This is a genomic window from Microbacterium sp. zg-Y625 (genome assembly GCF_030246925.1).
Classification (GTDB): domain Bacteria; phylum Actinomycetota; class Actinomycetes; order Actinomycetales; family Microbacteriaceae; genus Microbacterium; species Microbacterium jiangjiandongii.
This window is the reverse complement of sequence record NZ_CP126740.1, coordinates 2,255,093-2,274,840: the sequence shown is the minus strand read 5'-3', so window position 1 is coordinate 2,274,840 and position 19,748 is coordinate 2,255,093. Positions and strand designations below refer to the sequence as shown.

The window sequence follows — 19,748 nt, the reverse complement described above, 5'->3', positions numbered from 1 at the left end:
GCGGGTCAGCCCGCCGGCGCGGCAGCCGCGGTCAGGTGCGCGATGATCTCCTCGCCCGAGAGCACGTCGGCGTAGCGGCGCCCGACATCGCGCATGTTGTCGGCGTGCGCCTGCGCGTCCTGGTCGCCGCAGCAGTCCTCCGCGACGATCGTGCGGAAGCCGTACGAGAACGAGTCGATGATCGACGCCCGGACACAGCCCGACGAGGTGCACCCCATGACGACGACGGTGTCGACGTCCCAGTAGCGCAGGATCGAGGCGACGTCGGTGCCGAAGAACGCAGAGGGGAAGCGCTTCTCGACCACGGCGTCGGTGGGAGCGAGCACGCGGGGGTCGACCTGGGCGAGGTCGCTGTCGGGAGTGAAGGCCGAGAGCGAACCCGCCGCCTTCCAGTAGCCCAGCTCCCAATCGCCGCGGTAGGCGACGAAGGTGTGCAGCACCGGCACATCGAGTGCGCGCAGGTCGGCGAGCACCTCGCTCGCCCGCGCGACAGCGGCCCCGACGTGCGGACTCTGCGCCATGGGATTGGTGCCCCCGGTGAACCCGAGCTGGAAGTCGACGACGACGACGGCCGTCTTGCGGCCGAAGCCGACGGGGCGGGCGCCGTAGCCGGCGGCGGTGAATGCATCGGACATGGGAGGGCTCCTTCGGTGGGGGTCAGGGGAGGAGGGAAGAGCGACGGGAGGGGAGTGACGAGGCGACCGCGATCATGGCGACGCACAGCACGCCGCCGAGACCGGCCACCGCCGGCCACCGCGCGATGTCCCAGGCGAGGCCCATCGCGAGGGCACCGACGGACGAGCCGCCGTAGTAGAAGAGCGTGTACCAGGCGGAACCCGTGGTCGGGGTGGCGATCATGCGGGGAACCAGCCCGCTCGCCGTGGCGTGGACGATGAAGAACCCGGCCGCCAGCACGAGCAGGCCGACGATGACGGCCCACAGGGTCGACGCGAGCGTGATCAGCACCCCGACGAGCGCCAGCACGGTGCCGAGCGCTGCCGCGCCGCGGGCACCCCAACGCTCGATGATCGCCCCGGTGCGCATGGACGAGAACGTGCCGGCGAGGTAGGTCAGGAACAGCAGCGACACGGCGGTCAGGCTCAGGGAGAAGGGCGGCTCGGTCATGCGGAACGTCAGCGCGTTGAACACGCCGACGAACACCGCGGTGCCGAGGCCGCCCAGGGCGTACAGCCGCCAGCGCAGGGTGCGCGAGCCGAACGCCACCGGGGTGGACGCGGGGGAGGGGTGCGGCTCAGGGCGTCGGGCCGCGCGGACGATCAGGGCGAGCCCGATGACGGCCGCGATCAAGAGAGCAGCGTCGACGGCGAGCAGCCCCCACCGCCAGCCGAACGCGTCGGCGACGACGCCCGACAGCACGCGCCCGAGGATGCCGCCGGCCGTCGTGCCCGCGACGTACATGGCGGCCACGCGCGCGGCCGCGGCGCGGTCGACGACCGCGGTCGTCCAGGCGATCGCGGCGACGAGCACCGCGCTGCTGGCGATGCCGGCGAGGAATCGGACAGCCACGAGCATCTCCCACCCCGACACCGTCGCCGTCAGCCCTGTGAGCAGGGTCGCGAGCGCGAGGCCGAGGGCGACGGAGCGGCCCCGCCCGAACCGCGCGGCCATCGCCGCCATCGGGAAGACGCCCAGGGCGATGCCGAGCGTGGTGGTGGATACCACCAGGTTCGCCTCGAAGGCGCTCCTGCCGAACTCGCGCGCGATCTCCGCCAGCAGCGGCTGCGGCGCATAGATCCCCGACATCACCGCGGTGCCGACGGCCAGGGCGCCGACGGCGACCCGCTGGGATGGTGCGGTGGGCATCAGTGCGAAGCGAACGCGTCGCGCGTCTGGTCGATCGTGTACCCCGCCGTCAGGCAGAGGCTGAGCAGCACGCGTGCCGCCTGCGGCGACAGCGAGTCGCTGGAGACGAGGCCACGCCGGTCGAAGTCGCGCCGGTGGTGCACGCGGCCCCCGGCCGCCCGGCTGGACTGCACGACCACGACGCCGGCGGCCACCGCCGCGTCGACGGCATCCTCGACGGCCTGGGGGCTCATGCTCGGCGGCAGGGCCGCCAGCACCACACCGGCGGCGCCGTCGCTGAGAGCGCGTTCGAGCAGGCGCGGGGTGGCGCCGGCCCACATCGGCACGATCTCGGTGGGGGCGAGCTGCACCTCGGGGTCGTCGAGGAGGTGAGCGAAGGCACTGGTCGTCGTGTGGGCCCGCAGGTCTTTGCGGTACATCCAGACGTTCCCGTAGGCGTCGATCTCGCCGAGCGGTCCGTACACGCGGGCTTCGAACGCGTCGAGTGCGTGGTTCGACGCCTTGGTCACGTCGCGGGCGCACAGGATGCGATCGTCCATGGCGACGAGCACCCCGTGTCCGCGGGCGGCGGGCGATGCGGCGAGGCAGATCGCGGCCTGCAGGTTGGTCTGTGCGTCGGACCCGAGGGCCGTCGGCGGGCGCTGCGCTCCGACGAGCACGACGGGAAGCGTCGTGGGAACCGTCAGCTGCAGGAAGTACGCCGTCTCCTCCAGGGTGGCGGTGCCGTGGGCGATGACGATGCCGGCCGTGTCGGGCTCCTCGCGCTCGATGCGCAGGATCTCGTCGCGCAGCCGGCGCCAGACGGCCAGATCCACGTCGTTGCTGCGCATGCGGGTGAACCGCTGCGGGACGACCTCGATGTGCTCGGGGAAGCGGTACAGGGGCAGGGCCTCGTCGTCGCTGAGGACGCGCGCGAGGTCGACGTAGTCGAGGCGGTCGTTCTCGTCGTGGCCTCCGCTGCCGATCGTGCCGCCGGTCAGCAGCAGCGCGACCCGTGGGCGGGTGTCGGTCATGGGAACTCCTCGGGGGATCGGGGACGGCGGGGGCGTCACTTGAGCATGTTGTCGGGCAGACAGGTCACGAGGTCCGGCCAGACGGTGACGGTGACGATGGCCGTGACGATGCCGATCAGCATGAGCAGGGCGCCGCGGTAGGCGTCGGCGAGCTTGGTCTTGGTGACACCGGCGACGATGAACGTCACGATGCCGATGGGCGGCGCGATCAGGCCGATGTTCAGCAGCATCACCGAGAAGACGCCGTACCAGACCGGGTCGAATCCGGCCGTGACGGTCATGAGCGGGAACGTCACCGGCAGGGTCAGCAGCATGAACGGCATCTCGTCGACGAACATGCAGCCGATGATGTAGATCAGCGCGACGAGCAGCAGGATGCCGATGGGGTCGAGGCCGAGGCCCTCCACCCACATCACGACCGTCTGCGGGATGCGGGCAAGCGTCAGGAACTGCCCGAAGAATCCGGCTCCGATGAAGAGGCCGAAGATCATGACGGTGACCTTGAGGGTCTGGGTGACGGCATCCACGAATCCGCGCCAGGAGAGGCGGCGCATCACGAGCGCCAGCACGATCGATCCGAAGGCGCCCACGGCGGCGATCTCGGTGGGCGACGCCACGCCGGTGTACAGGCACACCATGAGCAGCACGATCAGCGAGACGACCGGGATCACGCCGAGCACGGTGCGCCGCTTCTCCTCCCAGGTCGTGCGGGGGCCGCGCGGAGCGGCGGTGGGGCGCAGCACCGCGATGACGATGATGAGCGCGGCCAGGAGCACCGCGAGGAGCACCCCGGGGAGCACGCCGGCCATCATCAGCTGGCCGATCGAGGTCTCGGTGGAGATGCCGTAGACGATGAGCACGACGCTCGGCGGGATGAGGGTCGACAGGGTCGATCCTGCGGCGACGGCGCCGGTGGACAGTGCCCGGCTGTAGCCGCGGGCGTCCATCGCGGGCACCGCCATGCGCGACATGACGGTCGCCGAGGCCACCGACGTGCCGGACATGGCGCCGAACACGCCGCCGGCGAAGATGCTCGACACCGCCAGTCCGCCGGGGAGGCGGCCGAGCCAGGCGGCGACCGCGTCGAAGAGGTCGTTCGAGAGGCGGGCGTTCTGCACGACATAGGCCAGCAGCACGAACAGCGGGATGGTGATGAGGCTGTAGTTGGTGCCTTCGCTGTACGCCACGGTCTCGAGCTGACCGCGCACGATGTCGAGGCTGCCGGTCAGGGCGAACACCCCGACGAGACCGGCGATCGCCATGGTCCAGGCGACCGGGATGCCGGCCAGCAGCATGACCACGAAGAGGATGAGGGGCAGGGCGATGTCCATGGTGTTCTCCCTCTCAGACGCCGTCGAGCGCGGGATCGGTGTCGGCGGGCGGTTGGCCGATGTTGAGCAGGGACACCACCGCCATGAGGGCGGAGCCGGCCGCGACGATCGCGTAACCGGTGAAGACCGGCAACCCGAACGACACCGTCGACACCTCGCCGGCCTGGAAGGACTCGATGGCCCGGGTGCCGACGGCGGCGGCGATCGCCGCCCACAGCACGGCGCCGACGAGGAGGGCGAGCCCACGCAGGGCGCGCTGTGCGAGCGGAGCCAGGCGGTCGGCGATGACGCCGAGCCGCACCTGCCCGTCCACCCGCACCGACAGGGCCATGCCCATGAAGACCACGAGGGGGAGGAAGAGCGTCGTCGTCATCTCCATGACGCCGTCGATCGGCCGGTGCAGGGCGTACCGGGCGACGACGTCGGCGCAGAACAGCAGCATCAGCGCGACGAGCCCTGCACCGCCGATGGCGATGACGGTGCGTTCGACCGCACGGGTGAGGCGATACACCACGACGCTCCTCCTTTCCTCGCTCCCCGGCGTCAGTACGCCGAGGGGGTCCACTCGTCGACGGGCTGGGGCTCGAGGTCGCGGAGCGAGTCGAGAACGTCGACCGCCGCCTGCGCCTCGGCGCCCAGTCCGCGCTCGGCGTCCATCCGCGTGACCCATCGGTCGAGCACGGTGGAGACGACGTCGCGGACGGCGGCGCGCTCCTTCTCGGAGACCTCGTAGGACGTGATGCTGTCGGCGGTGTCCTTCTTCGCCTCGGCATCCTCGGCGTCGACTCCCTCGGCCACGGCGAGGGAGTATTCGCGTCCGAGCTCGCGCAGCGTCTCGCGTACGTCGTCGTCGAGCGCGTCCCACTTCTTCTGCGACATCGCGAACATCACCAGGCCCGCGTTCCAGTTCGCCAGGCCCACGGTCGCATCGGTCGTGACCTCACCGAGCGACAGCGCCGGCATGGTGTACCAGCCGGCGGTGGTCCCGTCGATGGCACCCTGCTCCATGCGCAGGTAGATCTCGGTGCTGGAATCGGTCGTGGCGGTCGCGCCGAGCGCCGAGACGATCTCGCCCTGCAGCCCGGTCGCGCGGATGCGCTTGCCCTCGAAGGCGGCGGGGACGCCCTCGACCGCGTTGCCGCGCAGGAACAGCTCGTAGGGGGAGACCGAGGTGCAGACGATGGGCACGACGCCTGCGGCCTTGATCTCCGAGACGAACGGCTCCTGCTGGCACATCTCCCACATCGCCTGCGCCGACAGCGCGGCGTCCTCCCACGCGGCTCCCGCGGTGACCTGCAGCAGCGGGAACTCGGCGGGGTGGTAGGCCACCGTGGTCGAGGCCATGTCGGCGATGCCGCTCTGCAGCAGCGTCAGGGTGTCGCCGACGGCGCCGAGCCCTTCGGACGGGTAGTGCTCGATGCTCACTGCCCCGTCGGTCGCCTCGAGCAGCGCCTCCCCGAGCGGCTCCCAGCCGGCCGTGGTGAACGGATGCGCCGGCGGGTTCCAGTCGTTCGTGCGCAGCGTCATGTCGGCGGGCGCGGCCGCATCGGCCGAGCCGTCGGACGTGCTGCTGCACGCGACGAGCGAGGTGCCGAGCAGGCCGGTGACGGCAAGGACTCCGAGAAGATGACGGCTGTTGCGCATGGGGACCTCCCTGTGGGACCGCCGAAGCGGTGTCGATCAACTTCTATAGAAGTTATGGAGGTCGCGTTTCGCGAAAGTTTCGTGATCGTTCCGGATACGCGCGAGATTTCGCGAGTTTGGGGCGATCTCGTAACAAGGTCGCGATAAGCCTCGTGAGCCGATCAACGGCTATCTATAGAATTGTGGGAGAGAACGGGGGGACGACGATGCAGAACCCGAAGACGAACCGAGAGAACGTGCTGACGCGGCTGCGCTCGGAGATCTACGGCGGCGCACGGGCCCCGGGCTCACGACTCGTGCAGACCGACCTCGCGCGCGAGTACGGGGTGAGCGCGACGCCGGTGCGCGAGGCGATGCGCGATCTCGTGAACGAGGGGCTCATCACGGCGACCGCCCACCGGGCGGCCCGCGTACGCGAACTCGACCCGGCGGAGGCGGTCGACATCAACGAGCTGCGTCTCATACTCGAGCCGTACGCGGCCCGACAAGCCACGGAGCGGATCAGTCCCACCGAGATCGCGGAGCTCGAGGAGCTTCACGGGCGGATGCCGGGCGCTGAGGGCAGCGTCTGGGTGGAGCTGAACCATCGCTTCCACATGATCATCATCGAGGCGACGCGCAACCCCACCCTCGTCGGCATCCTCACCAATCTGCGCAACGTGAGCCGCTTCTACTTCGAAGCGGCACTTCGCGCCGACGGCGGGGACTACGCCAAGCGGGACCGAGAGCACGCGGCGATCATCGCGGCGCTGCGTCGCCGTGACGCGGACGAGGTCGAGGCGGTCATGGCGGCGCACTTCTCTCCCTCGGCCGAGCTGCGCCGCCGACTCACCCTGCTGGAGGGATGACCCCCGACGTGTGCTCGAGGCTGCGCGGCATCGGATCTGTGCCGCCTGACGGCGTGACGAGGCGCGCTCCGGGCCGCGGCTAGACTTCCGCGGTGCCCACCGAGTCTCCGCGCCTCCCCGTCTGGGTCGCGTTGGGCGGCGCCGCCCTCATCGGTGTGATGACCGCAGTGCAGGCCCGGGTCAACGGCCAGCTCGGCGTGCGGCTGGAAGACGGCCTCGTCGCGGCACTGATCTCGTTCGGGTCGGGCCTGCTCATCCTGACGGTCGCCTCGATCGCGCTTCCGGCAGGTCGACGGGGATTCGTGCGCCTGGCATCCGGGGTGCGCGAGCGCCGCATCCCCTTCTGGATGCTGTGCGGCGGCGCCGCCGGTGCACTCACCGTCGCCACGCAGGGGCTCGCCGTCGGACTCATCGGTGTCGCGCTGTTCACCGTCGGCATCGTCGCCGGCCAGACCGTGTGCGGGCTCGTGCTCGACCGGCTCGGCGCCGGGCCGTCGGGCGTCGTGGCCATCACCACCGGGCGGGTGCTCGGCGGCGTGCTCGCCCTCGCCGCCGTCGCCATCGCCCTCGCGGGAGGCGCCGTCGACGCGCCGCTGTGGATGCTGCTGCTGCCCTTCGCCGCGGGTGTCGGCATCGCGTGGCAGCAGGCGACCAACGGGCGGCTGCGCCAGCGCGTCGGAACGCCGCTGACCGCGACCCTCGTCAACTTCATCGGCGGGTCGCTGTGCCTGCTCGTCGCCGCCGGGGTCGGCGTCGCCGTCACCGGCCCGCCTGCCGCGCTGCCGACCGAGCCCTGGCTGTACGTGGGCGGCGCACTCGGGGTCTGCTACATCTTCCTGTCGGCCGCCCTCGTCGTGCACACCGGCGTGCTGCTGCTGGGCCTCGCCTCGGTCGCCGGTCAGCTCGCGGCATCCGTCGCGCTCGACCTCGTCTGGCCGGCCCCTGCGGGGCCCAGCGTCGGCACGGCGCTGACGATGGCCGCCGTCGCCCTCGCGTCGGTCGTGGTCGCGGCGGTGCCGTGGCGCCGGCGCCGCGCGCGCTGACGCCGCTACGTGATCGGCTTCTTGGGTGGCGGCATCCGGCTGACGAACTTCTCGGCGTCGATCACCTTGTCGCGCCCCTCACGGGAGCGCTCCGGCCTGCCGCCGACGTACAGCCAGCCGAGCAGCCGCTCGTTCTTCTTAAGCCCGTGCGCCTTCGCCACCGCCTTGGCCCGCGTGTAGTGGCCGCTGCGCCAGATGACACCCCATCCGGCTTCGTCCAGCAGCAGGCTGAGGGCGTGGGCGACGCCGGATGCCACGGCCTGCTGCTCCCAGTGCGGCACCTTCTCGCTCTTGCGATAGCTGGCGACGACCGCGATCAGCAGGGGCGCGCGCAACGGCTTGGACGATGCGCCCTTCTCGCCGAGAGCCTTGTTGATCGCGCGTCCCAGCGTCAGCCGGTCGTCGCCGCGCAGCTCGATCAGCCGCCAGGGCTTCAGCTCGGAGTGGTCGGCGACGCGACCGGCCGCGCCGACGAGCTCGAGCAGCTCGTCGTGCGTGGGGGCGTCGTCGGTCACCTTCGACAGGGACCGGCGACGCCGCATCGCGTCGCGTGCGGTCACGCCTGCTGTTCCGGCGTGAACTGCAGCGCGACCGAGTTCATGCAGTAACGGTCGCCCGTGGGCGTGCCGAAACCGTCGGGGAACACGTGCCCCAGGTGCGAGCCGCAGTTGGCGCAGCGCACCTCGGTGCGCACCATGCCGTGGCTGCTGTCGTCGATCAGCTCGACCGCCTCGGGGCGCACCGACTCGTAGAAGCTCGGCCACCCGCAGTGCGAGTCGAACTTGGTGCCGCTCTGGAACAGCTCCGCGCCGCACGCCGCACAGGCATACAGTCCCGCGCGGCTCTCGTCGAGCAGTTCACCGGTCCAGGGGCGCTCGGTCGCTGCCTGGCGCAGCACCGCATACTGCTCGGCACCCAGCTCCTGGCGCCATTCGTCTTCGCTCTTGTTCACCGCGTACGTCATATCTCTCCTTCGTCACTCCATTCAACCCGACGCAGGGCCGCCCTGTTCCGCTCGCGCAGAATGAAGGGATGACGACGACGGCGGATGCCACATCCACGGTGCGCGAACGCTACGCGCGGTTCGCGCGGGACGAGGCGCCCGGCCGGTCCGAGGTGTACCGGGAGTGGGCCGCCGGCGTCGCTGGCGACCCCGGCATGCAGCGACTGCTCGCGCGCATCGCGCCCGCCCGGCGCCAGCCGCCGCTCGTCTTCGCCGTCACGCGCCTGCTCGGAGCGCCCGAAGCGGGGTACGCGTCGTGGTCGGCGTGGACCCGCGCCCACGCCGACGCGGTGGTCGCCGAGTGCGACCGCCGGAGCGTGCAGACCAACGAACCGCTGCGGTGCGCGGCGCTGCTGCCGGCGCTCGCCCTGGTGCCCGGACCGATCGCACTGCTCGAGGTGGGCGCCAGTGCCGGACTGTGTCTGTACCCCGACCGGTACGGCTATCGCTATCGGCGCGCCGACGGCGACGAGGTGGTGCTCGAGCCCGCCGACGGGCCATCACCGGTGACGCTCACCAGCGAGCTGCGCGGCGACCGGATGCCACCGCTCGCGCTGCCCGAGATCGTGTGGCGTGCCGGCATCGACCTGGAGCCCCTCGACCCGCGGGACCCCGACACCGAGCGCTGGCTGACCGGACTGGTGTGGCCGGGCGAGACCGGCCGCGCCGAGCGCGTGCGTCGGGCGCTGCGCATCGCGGCATCCGACCCGCCGCTGCTGGTCGCCGGAGACGGGGCGGAGAAGATCGCGGAGGTCGCAGCCCTCGCGCCGCCGGATGCCACGCTCGTCGTCACCACTCCCGGCGTGCTCGCGCTCATGCCGTGGCCCGCCCGCCACGCGACCATCGCCGCCGCCCGCGCCGCGGGGCGATGGGTGACGATCGACGCCCCCGCGCTGCACGAGGGATGGACATCCCCGGTCGACGTCGCCGAATGGCCCGGTGGCTTCGCCGTGGCCCTCGACGGCGACGTGGTCGCTGCCGCCGACCCGCTCGGCGGTTGGCTGGAGTGGCGCGCCGAGGATGCCGCGACGCCGCGTTAGCGTGGAGGGGTGCCCTTGACTCCTCGCGACCGCGCGATTCTCGACTTCGAGGCGAACTGGTCACGTCACGGGCCCCGCAAAGAAGAGGCGATCCACACCCATCTGGGCCTGTCGCCGGCGCGCTACTACCAGCTGCTCGGGCGGCTGCTGGACACCCCCGAGGCGCTGGAATACGACCCCATGCTGGTGTCGCGGCTGCGCCGCATCCGCGATGCCCGCGAGCAGGCGCGGCGTGCCCGCGTCGCGATGAGCCCGCGCGTAGCCAGGTAGCATTCCAGGGTGGCCAGAACGACCTACCCGAAGGATCGCTTCGACCAGCTTCCGGCCGGCAGCGGCCGCGTCGGCGCGCACCGGGCCGAGAATCCGCACATGCGCGGCTGGGTCGTGCTGCTGTGGGCTGCCCTCGCCACGGTGGTGCTCGTCGCGGCGGGGATCTTCGGCACGCTCGTGCTCACCGGCCGGGTGACGCTCTCTCCCGAACCGGAGCCGACGGTGGCGGAGCCCGCGGTGGCCACCCCCGCACTCGACACGACGTATGACGTGCTGGTGCTCAACGCGACACCCGAGGCGGGTCTTGCCAGCCGCGCGCGCGACGACATCATCGCTGCGGGGTGGGAGGCCGACCTGGTGCTCGCCGGCGATGCCGGATCCGACGACTTCGCCACGACGACGGTGTACTACCCGCTTCCCGCAGACGAGGCGGCCGCCCTCGCCCTCGCCGACGTGATCGGTGGCGCCCAGGTGGTGCAGAGCGACGTGTACCAGCCCGTCGACGACCCGGACTCGCGGCAGCTGGCCGTCGTGCTGGGACTCGACCGCGTCTCGGGCGGACAGCCCACGCCCTGAGGCCGCGGTCGGCGGCATCCATCGCCCCGCGCCGGTTCGCCCCGCGCCGGTTCTCCCCGCGCCGTTTCTTCGGAGATGGTCGCTGTTTCGGAGGGGAATCTCGGTTCCGGGTCCGAGGTTGTGGCGATCTCCGAGGTTGCGGCGAGGTGGGGCGGCGGGGGACAGCCACGGCCCCGCGCCGGTTCTTCGGAGAAGGTCACTGGTTCGGAGGGATTCGGGCGATGGGGTCCGAGGCTGTGGCGTTTCCCGAAGCTGCGGCGGCGCGGGCTGGGATTGGGCACAGTGGCGGGCTGGTGCAGCGGGGGTGGTGCAGCGGGCTTGCCGCCGCCTACCCGCCGGCATCCCTCCGTCGGATCTTCGGAGAAGGTCACTGCTTCGGAGGGATTCGGGCGCTGGGGTCCGAGGCTGTGGCGTTTTCCGAAGTTGCGGCGGCGCGCGGGCTGGGAGCAAGCACGCGGCAGCGGCGGCGGGCCCGCGCCGCGGACCCCGTGTTTCGCGCGTGTGAACACTTCGATGCGCCTGCGTCAAAAGTCCGCTGATCAGGGTGAACGGGTGAATCCTGCTGGATACGCTTTCGTCGTTCCATCAGCAACAGGAGATCCGCATGGCACAGGGCACCGTCAAATGGTTCAACGCTGAGAAGGGCTTCGGGTTCATCACCCAGGCCGACGGCCAGGACGTCTTCGTCCATTACTCGAGCATCGAGATGAGCGGGTTCCGCGTGCTGGAAGAAGGCCAGCAGGTGGAGTTCACCCTCGGCACCGGTCAGAAGGGCCCGCAGGCGGAGGCCGTGCGCCCGCTCTGAGCGAACAGTGGATGCCGGCGGCTCCTGCCGCTGCGGCATCCACCGGTCCGAGACGTGTGTCGATGTGTGTCGGCGCGCCCGGCGTGGCTTGCACTCCCCAGGGGCGAGTGCCAGAATGGCTTAGCACTCACTCCTGTTGAGTGCTAAAGACATTCCGACGTCCGGGAGGGACGAACACACACATGGCAAAGATCATCGCTTTCGACGAAGAGGCCCGTCGCGGTCTCGAGCGCGGCCTGAACATCCTCGCCGACGCCGTCAAGGTGACGCTCGGCCCGCGCGGTCGCAACGTCGTGCTCGAAAAGAAGTGGGGCGCCCCCACGATCACGAACGACGGCGTCTCGATCGCCAAGGAGATCGAGCTCGACGACCCGTTCGAGAAGATCGGCGCTGAGCTGGTGAAGGAGGTCGCCAAGAAGACCGACGACGTCGCCGGTGACGGCACCACCACCGCCACTGTCCTGGCCCAGGCACTCGTTCGCGAGGGGCTGCGCAACGTCGCAGCCGGCGCCGACCCGATCTCGCTCAAGCGCGGCATCGAGAAGGCCGTCGAGGCCATCACCGCCGAGCTGCTGTCGTCGGCCAAGGAGGTCGAGTCCAAGGAGCAGATCGCTGCCACCGCGTCGATCTCGGCCGCTGACGCCTCCATCGGCGAGCTCATCGCCGAGGCGATCGACAAGGTCGGCAAGGAGGGTGTGGTCACCGTCGAGGAGTCCAACACCTTCGGCACCGAGCTCGAGCTCACCGAGGGCATGCGCTTCGACAAGGGTTACATCAACCCCTACTTCGTCACGGACCCGGAGCGCCAGGAGGCTGTCTTCGAGGACCCGTACATCCTCATCGCGAACCAGAAGATCTCGAACATCAAGGACCTTCTGCCCATCGTCGACAAGGTGATCCAGGAGGGCAAGGAGCTCCTCATCATCGCCGAGGACGTCGAGGGCGAAGCTCTCGCGACGCTGGTTCTGAACAAGATCCGCGGCATCTTCAAGTCGGTTGCCGTCAAGGCTCCCGGCTTCGGTGACCGTCGCAAGGCGCAGCTGCAGGACATCGCGATCCTCACCGGCGGCCAGGTCATCACCGAAGAGGTGGGCCTCAAGCTCGAGAACGCCACGACCGACCTGCTCGGCCGTGCGCGCAAGGTCATCATCACCAAGGACGAGACGACCATCGTCGAGGGTGCGGGCGACTCGGCTCAGATCGAGGGTCGCGTGACCCAGATCCGTCGCGAGATCGAGAACACCGACAGCGACTACGACCGCGAGAAGCTCCAGGAGCGTCTCGCCAAGCTCGCCGGCGGCGTTGCCGTCATCAAGGCGGGTGCGGCCACCGAGGTCGAGCTGAAGGAGCGCAAGCACCGCATCGAGGACGCCGTTCGCAACGCGAAGGCCGCCGTCGAAGAGGGTGTCGTCGCCGGTGGTGGCGTCGCGCTCATCCAGGCCGGCAAGAAGGCGCTCGACGCCCTCGAGCTGACCGGTGACGAGGCGACCGGTGCGAACATCGTTCGCGTCGCGATCCAGGCGCCGCTCAAGCAGATCGCCCTCAACGCGGGCATGGAGCCCGGCGTCGTCGCCAACAAGGTCGCCGAGCTGCCGCTCGGCCACGGCCTGAACGCCGCGACCGGCGAGTACGGTGACCTGTTCGCACAGGGCATCATCGACCCGGCCAAGGTGACCCGCTCGGCTCTGCAGAACGCGGCATCCATCGCCGGTCTGTTCCTCACGACCGAGGCCGTCGTCGCCGACAAGCCCGAGAAGGCCGCGGCTCCGGCCGGCGACCCCACGGGTGGCATGGACTTCTGATCTGATCAGAACCCGATGAACGAAGGGCCCCTCCTCACGGAGGGGCCCTTCGCCGTTTCCGGCGGGGGTTACCGGAACAGTCCCGCCGTGGCGGCCTCGGTCTGCGCGTACTGCTGTCCGGCGGTGGCGAGGGCGGCGCTGATGTCGGCGAGCGAGGTCTCGACCTCGCGCTGGGTCGCGCGCCAGCGGTCGATGACCGACTGGAAACCGAGGGCGGCGCTGCCGGTCCAGGAGGACTGCAGCGCGGTGAGCTGCGCCAGCATGGCGGAGGTCTCGCCGGCCAGGCGGTCGGCGGTGCCGCGTACGGCGGCGGTGGCGGTGAGGACGGCGTCGCTGTCGACGGAGAAGACGGCCATGGGTGCTCCCTTCACGAGCGTTGCGCGCCACGTTAGGGCGGGTGCGCGTCGGGCGAGCCGCGCCGGCACGCTTTTCGGGATGGATCCCGCACGCGGGCGGCTGGGGAGGAGGCGGCGAGGCGTCAGCCCTCGGCGGGCGTCGATCTCGGCATCTTGGGCATCGGCTGCGTCTCGACCGTGAGCTGCTCGGCGGGCGTGGGGGCGGGTGTGGCCGCCAGGGGGAATGCCACGCGGAACGTCGCTCCGCCGCCGGGGGTGTCGTCGACCTCGATCGTGCCGTGCAGCGACTCGACGATCGCCGCCACGATGGACAGCCCCAGGCCCGACCCGCCGGTCTCGCGCGTGCGTGACGTGTCGGCCCGCCAGAAGCGCTGGAAGATCTTGTCGCGGATCTGCGGCGGCACGCCCTCGCCGTGGTCGCTCACGGCGATCCAGCCGGTGCGCGTCTCGCGATCCACGCCGACCGTCAGCTCGATCGGCGAGTCCTCGGGACTGTAGCGGCGCGCGTTGCCCAGCAGGTTCGTCACCACCTGCCGGATGCCGTTCTCGTCACCGAGCACGATGGGGGCGAGCGGTGTCGTCGTCGCCGGCTCGGACACCGGGGGGCTCGGCTGCTCGCCCGGAGCCGGAGCGGGCTGCTTCGGTCGGCGGCGCAGCAGCGACAGGGTCGCTCCCGCGAGTCCCGTCGCCGGCGTGTGCGGCGCGCGCTTTCGCCCGGGGTGGGTGCCCTCCCGCTCAGCGGCGGATGCCGGCGCGGGATCCGGACCCTGGCCCACCGCGGCCGTGGTGTCCAACGCCATCACGGCGCGCTGGGGCGCCGCGGCACGCGCGTCGAGGGCCGCGTCGCGTGCGATCGGGCGCAGGTCCACGGGGGCCAGGGTCACGCCGCGGCGCTCGTCCAGGCGGGCGAGCGCGAGAAGGTCCTCGACGAGCACCCCCATGCGGATCGCCTCCTTCTCGATGCGGTCCATCGACTGGGCGATCTGCTCCTCGCCGGAAATGGCACCCATCCGGTACAGCTCGGCGTACCCGCGCACCGTGACCAGTGGTGTGCGCAGCTCGTGGCTGGCGTCGCCGATGAAGCGGCGCATCTGGCGCACCGTGGCATCCCGTTCGGACAGGGCGCCGTCGATGCGTCCGAGCATCGCGTTGATCGCCGTCTTCAGGCGCCCCACCTCGGTCGTCGGCGGTTCGATGTCGGTCATGCGCAGACTGAAGTCCCCGGCGGCGATGGCGTCGGCCGTCGCCTCGACCTGACCGAGACTGCGGAAGGTGAGGGTGACGATCCACCGCACGAGAAAGGCGCTGGCGATCACGGTGATGAGCGCCAAGAAGCTGTAGATGCCGAGGAACGCGGTCAGGAAGCGCTCGTTGGGAGCGGTCGGCAGGGCGACCAGCTGCGTGTAGAAGACGCCCACCGGGGTGTCTTCAACCCCCACAGCGGCGCGGTAGTTCGGTCCGCCCTCGCTGTTGTGCAGATCGAACACCGTGCTGGTGCCGTAGATCGTGGCCTGCGCGAGGGTGAAGGTCTTCGGGAAGATCGGCGGGGGCTCGTCGTTGCCGCCGCCGCTGGTGATGAAGCTGCCGTCGGGACCGTACACCGCGACGAAGTACGCCGTGGCATCCGACTTCACCCGGAAATCGTCACCGTCCTCGGTGACCGTGCCGGTGAAGACGCTGCTGACGGCATCCGTCTCGGCCAGCTGCTGCACCTGGGAGTCGAGGTTCGTGGCCAGGGTGTTGCGCAGGAACCCGAGCGTTCCCACGCCCGCGGCGACGAGCCCGATCGCGAGCACCGCGACGGTGACCCCTGTGACCTTCGCGCGCAGGCTGACGCTGCGCCACCAGTCGGTCAGCGCATCGGTCTTGCCTGCGTGTGCGGCTATAGCCACCGGGTCACGCGGACTTGCCCGCCTTCAGCATGTAGCCGAAGCCCCGCTTGGTCTGGATGAGGGGCTCGGACGAGTGCGGATCGATCTTGCGCCGCAGGTAGGAGATGTAGCTCTCCACGATGCCGGCGTCGCCGTTGAAGTCGTACTCCCACACGTGATCGAGGATCTGCGCCTTGCTGAGCACTCGGTTGGGGTTGAGCATGAGGTAGCGCAGCAGCTTGAACTCGGTGGGGGAGAGGTCGATCGACACGTCGCCGACGAGCACATCGTGGGTGTCCTGGTCCATCGTCAGTTCGCCGGCACGGATGATGGACTCCTCGTCGGCCTGCATCGTCCGGCGCAGGATCGCCTGGATGCGCGCGACGATCTCGTCGAGGCTGAAGGGCTTGGTGACGTAGTCGTCGCCGCCGGCGTTGAGTCCGGTGATCTTGTCCTCGGTCTCGTCCTTCGCGGTGAGGAAGAGGATGGGGGCGGTGTAGCCGGCGCCGCGCAGACGCTTGGTGACGCTGAACCCGTTCATGTCCGGGAGCATGACGTCGAGCACGATCAGGTCCGGTTCCTCTTCGAGGACGGCAGAGATCGTCTGGGCGCCGTTGGAGACGGCGCGCACCTGGAATCCTGCGAAGCGCAGGCTCGTGATGAGCAGGTCGCGGATGTTCGGCTCATCGTCGACGACAAGGATGCGAGGCGCGGTCATGGCCCCATTATGGTCACGGAATCGATGTGCTGTCTGGACATCGGTCGGAGCGGCCGTGATGCGGTATAGGGACCGGGTGTCTACGGAGCAAGCGCAGCGTCGACCGCGCGCGCGATGACCGCGTCGATCGAGGCCTGGGGGTCGACGGTAAGGCGGTGCAGCAGCAGACCCTCCGCTGCGGCCATGAGGAACCGCGTCTGCCGCTCGGCCGGGGGGCCGCCGATCTCCCGCAGGATGCCGCCGATCCAGGTCTCGAACGCGGCACGCTGCTCGACGAGCGGACGCGACGTCTCGGCATCCGACTCGAGGAACAGGGCGTAGCGGGCGCGGGTGCGCAGGGCCTGCGGGCCGGACTGCACCTCGATCATGCGGGACAGGCCGCTGACCAGGTCGTCGCGCGTGCGGATGGCCGGCAGGCCGGCGTCGCCGCGCTCTTCGGCGGCGATCCACTCGATGACCCCGGCGACGAGCGCGGTCCGCGTGCGGAAGTGGTTCGACGTCGAGCCCGCGGGCAGCGCCGCTGCGGCATCCACCCGTCCGTGGGTGAGGGCGCGGATGCCCTCACCGCCGACCAGTTGCACGGCGGCCTGCAGTGCTCGATGACGCGTGCTGCTCATCGTTCGAGCGTACAACTATGTTTGTAGTGACATGGCACTACGAACGTAGTAATGTGCGGCGCAGCCGAGTTCCGCCGATCCCGGGGGGACCGTCGCGAGAGGAGCCGTGTCATGGATACGTCGCACGTCGGCGAACCGATCGCCGAAACCGCCCACTGGACTCCACCGCTGCCGGAGGCGCCGGGGTTCGAGCACGCGGTCATCGAGACGCCGGGGCTGCGCAGCCACGTCGCGAGCGTCGGGGAGGGGCCTCCCGTCGTGCTGCTGCACGGATTCCCGCAGCACTGGTGGCAGTGGCGGCAGGTCGCACCGGCGATCGCGCGGCGCGGCTATCGGGTCATCTGCCCAGACCTGCGCGGAGCCGGGTGGACGACGGCCGATGACTCCCGCATCGGGCACGAGACGCGGCTGCATGACCTCGTCGCCCTGCTGGATGTCCTCGGAGTCGACCAGGCGCACGTGATGACCCACGACCTCGGCGCGATCACCGGGATGCACCTCGCGTACACGTACCCGGATCGGGTCCGGAGCCTCGTGCAGCTGTCGGTTCCGCCGGGGTTCCTCAGGTTCACGCCGAAGATGATGCCCGCGTTCAAGCACTATCCGCCGCTGATCCTGCGCAGTCCCCGGCGGTCGCTGCGGTGGCTGTTCGCGCCGCCGTATCTCACCCATCCGATGAGCGAGGCGACTCTCGACGGGTACCTGCGCGTCGAGGAGCGGCCGGAGATCGGCCGCGCCACGCGGGCGGTGCTGTTCGGCATCATCACCCCGGAGATCCCCCGGCTGGTCGGTCCGTACTACAAGAAGCGCAGGCTGCAGCCGCCGACGCTCGTCGCGTTCGGGCGCCACGACCGCCCGTTCACCGAGCCGATGGTGCGCCGCATGTGCCGCGACCACGAGCGGCATGCGGACCGGTTCGAACTGGCGTTCGTGGAGGATGCCTCGCACTTCGTCACCGACGACGCACCGGATGCCGTGACCGCGCTGGCCCTGGACTGGTTCGAGCGGAGGGAGTCGTAGCTCACCGCCACGTGCCGACGGTGGCCACGGGTCAGCGGTCACGTGGGCGGGTGTCGCAGTCGACCGGATGAGGGGATCTGCCGGAATGCGGATGCCTGCGGCCCCAGGGCCCGCATCTCGGCGGATCTCCTTGTTCCGGCAACCGGGTGCGGCCGAGACTGCGCCGCGGACAGGACTGCGCCCGCCGGCAGAACTGCGCCCGCGGGCAGGACTGCGCCCGCGGGCAGGACGGCGGGATGCCGTCAGGCGCCCAGCGCCGCCCGCCCGGCGACCTGCTCGGCGTCGAGGATCGTGTACGAGTACCCCTGCTCGGCGAGGAACCGCTGCCGGTTCTGCGCGAAGTCCTGGTCGACGGTGTCGCGGGCGATGAGGGTGTAGAAGCTCGCGGTGTGCCCGTTGGTCTTGGGGCGCAGCAGGCGTCCGAGGCGCTGGGCCTCCTCCTGGCGGGAGCCGAAGGACCCCGAGACCTGGATAGCGACGGATGCCTCGGGCAGGTCGATCGAGAAGTTCGCGACCTTCGAGACCACCAGCACCGGCACCTCGCCGACCCGGAACTGCTGGTACAGCTGCTCGCGCTCGTCGACGGGAACGGCGCCGGTGATCTTCGGCGCGCCGAGCGCCTCGGCCAGCTCGTCGATCTGGTCGAGGTACTGCCCGATCACGAGGATCTGCTCGCCCTCATGCCGGGCGACGAGGTCGCGCACCACGTCGATCTTCACCGGCGCGGTGGCGGCGAGCCGGTAGCGATCCTCGTCGGCGGATGCCGCGTACTCCAGCCGCTCGTCGACGGGCAGGTCCACGCGCACTTCGTAGCAGATGGCGGGGGAGATGAAGCCCTGGGCCTCGATCTCCTTCCAGGGTGCGTCGAACCGCTTCGGGCCGATGAGGCTGAAGACGTCGCCCTCGCGGCCGTCCTCGCGCACGAGGGTGGCCGTGAGGCCGAGGCGCCGCCGGGCCTGCAGGTCGGCGGTGAGCTTGAACACCGGCGCCGGCAGCAGGTGCACCTCGTCGTAGACGATGAGGCCCCAGTCGAGGGCGTCCAGCAGCGAGAGGTGGGCGTACTGGCCCCCGCGCTTGGCGGTGAGGATCTGGTACGTGGCGATCGTGACCGGCTTGATCTCCTTGACCTGGCCGGAGTACTCGCCGATCTCCTCGGGCGTCAGCGACGTGCGCTTGAGCAGCTCGTCGCGCCACTGCCGCGCGCTGACGGTGTTGGTCACGAGGATCAGCGTCGTCGTCTTGGTCTGGGCCATCGCGCCCGCGCCGACGAGCGTCTTGCCCGCACCACAGGGGAGCACCACGACGCCGGACCCGCCCTCGTGGAAGGTGTCCACAGCGGTGCGCTGGTAGGGCCGCAGCGACCAGCCGTCTTCGGCGAGCTCGATGGGGTGCGGGGTGCCGGGGGTGTAACCGGCGTGGTCCTCGGCCGGCCAGCCGATCTTCAGCAGCTCCTGCTTGATCTGCCCGCGCGCCCAGGCATCCACGACGAAGGTGTCGGGGGTGGGGCGGCCGATCAGCAGCGGGCTGATGCGCTTGTTGCGCGAGACCTCCGACAGCACCGCGTTGTCGGTGGAGCGCAGCACGAGCACGCCCTCACCGAAACCCTCGACGTCGGCCCGCTCGATGACCAGGCGCCCGTAGCGGTTGACCGTCTCGCGCAGGTCCATCGACACGGACGCCGGCACCGGGAACCGCGACCAGCGGTCGAGGGTCGCGAGCATGTCGTCGGCGTCGTGGCCGGCGGCCCGCGCGTTCCAGAGGCCCAGCCGGGTGATGCGGTACGTGTGGATGTGCTCGGGGGCGCGCTCGAGCTCGGCGAAGATCGCCAGTTCGTGGCGCGCGGTTTCGGCGTCCGGATGGGCTACTTCAAGCAGCACCGTCCGGTCGCTCTGCACGATGAGAGGGCCGTCAGCCATAAGGGAAAAGTCTAGTCCGCGCGGCGGCGGCGAGGGGCGGTCCGGTGCAAG

General features: G+C 70.5%; 21 protein-coding genes. 8 read left to right on the top strand and 13 right to left on the bottom strand.

All coding sequences use genetic code 11. The features are described 5' to 3' along the window. Nucleotides 1-5: 5 nt before the first annotated feature. The 6 genes from QNO14_RS10460 to QNO14_RS10435 are packed head-to-tail and all read right to left on the bottom strand — an operon-like array spanning nt 6 to nt 5,812. Nucleotides 6-635 carry an isochorismatase family protein gene (locus QNO14_RS10460; protein ID WP_257505234.1) on the bottom strand — a complete coding sequence of 210 codons (630 nt, stop codon included), beginning with the start codon at nt 633-635 and terminating at the stop codon, nt 6-8. Nucleotides 636-657: 22 nt separating this feature from the next. Beyond that, entirely contained in the window at nt 658-1,824 is a 1,167-nt protein-coding gene (locus tag QNO14_RS10455; protein WP_257505232.1) for an MFS transporter, read from the bottom strand. Beyond that, entirely contained in the window at nt 1,824-2,837 is a 1,014-nt protein-coding gene (locus tag QNO14_RS10450) for an asparaginase (protein ID WP_257505231.1), read from the bottom strand. Before QNO14_RS10450 ends, QNO14_RS10455 begins: the two co-directional genes overlap by 1 nt. Nucleotides 2,838-2,872: 35 nt before the next feature. Continuing rightward, the gene (locus tag QNO14_RS10445; protein WP_257505230.1) at nt 2,873-4,168 is read right to left on the bottom strand and encodes a TRAP transporter large permease; all 1,296 of its coding nucleotides are present in this window, start codon (nt 4,166-4,168) and stop codon (nt 2,873-2,875) included. Nucleotides 4,169-4,181: 13 nt separating this feature from the next. Beyond that, nucleotides 4,182-4,682 carry a TRAP transporter small permease gene (locus QNO14_RS10440; RefSeq protein WP_257505228.1) on the bottom strand — a complete coding sequence of 167 codons (501 nt, stop codon included), beginning with the start codon at nt 4,680-4,682 and terminating at the stop codon, nt 4,182-4,184. Nucleotides 4,683-4,711: 29 nt separating this feature from the next. Continuing rightward, complete coding sequence (locus tag QNO14_RS10435; protein WP_257495554.1) at nt 4,712-5,812, bottom strand: type 2 periplasmic-binding domain-containing protein; 1,101 nt, start codon at nt 5,810-5,812, stop codon at nt 4,712-4,714. A 206-nt stretch (nt 5,813-6,018) separates the two neighbouring features. On the opposite strand from QNO14_RS10435, the gene QNO14_RS10430 reads away from it, so the two are divergent. Continuing rightward, entirely contained in the window at nt 6,019-6,660 is a 642-nt protein-coding gene (locus QNO14_RS10430) for a GntR family transcriptional regulator (protein ID WP_257505226.1), read from the top strand. Between the two features lie 92 nt (nt 6,661-6,752). Continuing rightward, nucleotides 6,753-7,703 (top strand): DMT family transporter, encoded by a 951-nt coding sequence (locus QNO14_RS10425; protein ID WP_257505224.1) that lies wholly within the window; start codon nt 6,753-6,755, stop codon nt 7,701-7,703. A gap of 5 nt (nt 7,704-7,708) precedes the next feature. Here QNO14_RS10425 and QNO14_RS10420 read toward each other — a convergent pair whose 3' ends face one another. Together QNO14_RS10420 and msrB are read right to left on the bottom strand one after the other, a co-directional pair. Further along, entirely contained in the window at nt 7,709-8,245 is a 537-nt protein-coding gene (locus QNO14_RS10420) for a nitroreductase family protein (protein ID WP_257495662.1), read from the bottom strand. Nucleotides 8,246-8,259: 14 nt separating this feature from the next. Continuing rightward, nucleotides 8,260-8,667: a peptide-methionine (R)-S-oxide reductase MsrB gene (msrB, locus tag QNO14_RS10415; RefSeq protein ID WP_257495557.1), complete on the bottom strand. Its 408-nt coding sequence runs from the start codon at nt 8,665-8,667 to the stop codon at nt 8,260-8,262. Between the two features lie 68 nt (nt 8,668-8,735). Here msrB and QNO14_RS10410 point away from each other — a divergent pair, with 68 nt between their 5' ends. The 5 genes from QNO14_RS10410 (at nt 8,736) to groL (ending at nt 13,199) form a co-directional block, all read left to right on the top strand. Next, complete coding sequence (locus tag QNO14_RS10410) at nt 8,736-9,746, top strand: DUF2332 domain-containing protein (RefSeq protein ID WP_257505223.1); 1,011 nt, start codon at nt 8,736-8,738, stop codon at nt 9,744-9,746. A 9-nt stretch (nt 9,747-9,755) separates the two neighbouring features. Then, on the top strand, nt 9,756-10,016 hold the full coding sequence (locus QNO14_RS10405) for a DUF3263 domain-containing protein (protein ID WP_257495559.1): 261 nt from the start codon (nt 9,756-9,758) through the stop codon (nt 10,014-10,016). A gap of 9 nt (nt 10,017-10,025) precedes the next feature. Next, nucleotides 10,026-10,592 carry a LytR C-terminal domain-containing protein gene (locus QNO14_RS10400; RefSeq protein ID WP_257505221.1) on the top strand — a complete coding sequence of 189 codons (567 nt, stop codon included), beginning with the start codon at nt 10,026-10,028 and terminating at the stop codon, nt 10,590-10,592. Between the two features lie 604 nt (nt 10,593-11,196). After that, nucleotides 11,197-11,397 (top strand): cold-shock protein, encoded by a 201-nt coding sequence (locus tag QNO14_RS10395; protein WP_257505219.1) that lies wholly within the window; start codon nt 11,197-11,199, stop codon nt 11,395-11,397. 182 nt (nt 11,398-11,579) lie between these two features. Then, nucleotides 11,580-13,199: a chaperonin GroEL gene (gene groL, locus QNO14_RS10390; protein WP_257505217.1), complete on the top strand. Its 1,620-nt coding sequence runs from the start codon at nt 11,580-11,582 to the stop codon at nt 13,197-13,199. 68 nt (nt 13,200-13,267) lie between these two features. On the opposite strand, the gene QNO14_RS10385 is transcribed toward groL, so the two are convergent. The 4 genes from QNO14_RS10385 to QNO14_RS10370 all read right to left on the bottom strand — a co-directional run bounded on the left by QNO14_RS10385 (nt 13,268) and on the right by QNO14_RS10370 (nt 16,761). Beyond that, nucleotides 13,268-13,555: a WXG100 family type VII secretion target gene (locus QNO14_RS10385; RefSeq protein ID WP_257495563.1), complete on the bottom strand. Its 288-nt coding sequence runs from the start codon at nt 13,553-13,555 to the stop codon at nt 13,268-13,270. 122 nt (nt 13,556-13,677) lie between these two features. Then, nucleotides 13,678-15,447, bottom strand: coding sequence for a sensor histidine kinase (locus QNO14_RS10380; protein WP_257505215.1), 1,770 nt, complete (start codon nt 15,445-15,447; stop codon nt 13,678-13,680). Between the two features lie 4 nt (nt 15,448-15,451). After that, entirely contained in the window at nt 15,452-16,144 is a 693-nt protein-coding gene (locus QNO14_RS10375; protein ID WP_257495566.1) for a response regulator transcription factor, read from the bottom strand. Nucleotides 16,145-16,224: 80 nt separating this feature from the next. Further along, a complete protein-coding gene (locus QNO14_RS10370; protein WP_257505213.1) occupies nt 16,225-16,761 on the bottom strand; it encodes a TetR/AcrR family transcriptional regulator in 537 nt (178 codons plus the stop codon). 111 nt (nt 16,762-16,872) lie between these two features. Between QNO14_RS10370 and QNO14_RS10365 the strand changes: the two genes are divergently transcribed. Then, the gene (locus QNO14_RS10365; protein WP_257505211.1) at nt 16,873-17,781 is read left to right on the top strand and encodes an alpha/beta fold hydrolase; all 909 of its coding nucleotides are present in this window, start codon (nt 16,873-16,875) and stop codon (nt 17,779-17,781) included. Between the two features lie 242 nt (nt 17,782-18,023). Here the strand turns inward: QNO14_RS10365 and QNO14_RS10360 are convergent, their stop codons facing one another. Continuing rightward, a complete protein-coding gene (locus QNO14_RS10360) occupies nt 18,024-19,697 on the bottom strand; it encodes a DNA repair helicase XPB (RefSeq protein ID WP_257495569.1) in 1,674 nt (557 codons plus the stop codon). Nucleotides 19,698-19,748 lie beyond the last annotated feature (51 nt).

Coding starts and splice junctions, on each gene's coding strand:
- QNO14_RS10460 (WP_257505234.1), bottom strand. CDS start 635: ATGTCCGATGCATTCACCGCCGCCGGCTACGGCGCCCGCCCCGTCGGC.
- QNO14_RS10455 (WP_257505232.1), bottom strand. CDS start 1,824: ATGCCCACCGCACCATCCCAGCGGGTCGCCGTCGGCGCCCTGGCCGTC.
- QNO14_RS10450 (WP_257505231.1), bottom strand. CDS start 2,837: ATGACCGACACCCGCCCACGGGTCGCGCTGCTGCTGACCGGCGGCACG.
- QNO14_RS10445 (WP_257505230.1), bottom strand. CDS start 4,168: ATGGACATCGCCCTGCCCCTCATCCTCTTCGTGGTCATGCTGCTGGCC.
- QNO14_RS10435 (WP_257495554.1), bottom strand. CDS start 5,812: ATGCGCAACAGCCGTCATCTTCTCGGAGTCCTTGCCGTCACCGGCCTG.
- QNO14_RS10430 (WP_257505226.1), top strand. CDS start 6,019: ATGCAGAACCCGAAGACGAACCGAGAGAACGTGCTGACGCGGCTGCGC.
- QNO14_RS10420 (WP_257495662.1), bottom strand. CDS start 8,245: ATGCGGCGTCGCCGGTCCCTGTCGAAGGTGACCGACGACGCCCCCACG.
- msrB (WP_257495557.1), bottom strand. CDS start 8,667: ATGACGTACGCGGTGAACAAGAGCGAAGACGAATGGCGCCAGGAGCTG.
- QNO14_RS10410 (WP_257505223.1), top strand. CDS start 8,736: ATGACGACGACGGCGGATGCCACATCCACGGTGCGCGAACGCTACGCG.
- QNO14_RS10395 (WP_257505219.1), top strand. CDS start 11,197: ATGGCACAGGGCACCGTCAAATGGTTCAACGCTGAGAAGGGCTTCGGG.
- groL (WP_257505217.1), top strand. CDS start 11,580: ATGGCAAAGATCATCGCTTTCGACGAAGAGGCCCGTCGCGGTCTCGAG.
- QNO14_RS10385 (WP_257495563.1), bottom strand. CDS start 13,555: ATGGCCGTCTTCTCCGTCGACAGCGACGCCGTCCTCACCGCCACCGCC.
- QNO14_RS10375 (WP_257495566.1), bottom strand. CDS start 16,144: ATGACCGCGCCTCGCATCCTTGTCGTCGACGATGAGCCGAACATCCGC.
- QNO14_RS10370 (WP_257505213.1), bottom strand. CDS start 16,761: ATGAGCAGCACGCGTCATCGAGCACTGCAGGCCGCCGTGCAACTGGTC.
- QNO14_RS10365 (WP_257505211.1), top strand. CDS start 16,873: ATGGATACGTCGCACGTCGGCGAACCGATCGCCGAAACCGCCCACTGG.
- QNO14_RS10360 (WP_257495569.1), bottom strand. CDS start 19,697: ATGGCTGACGGCCCTCTCATCGTGCAGAGCGACCGGACGGTGCTGCTT.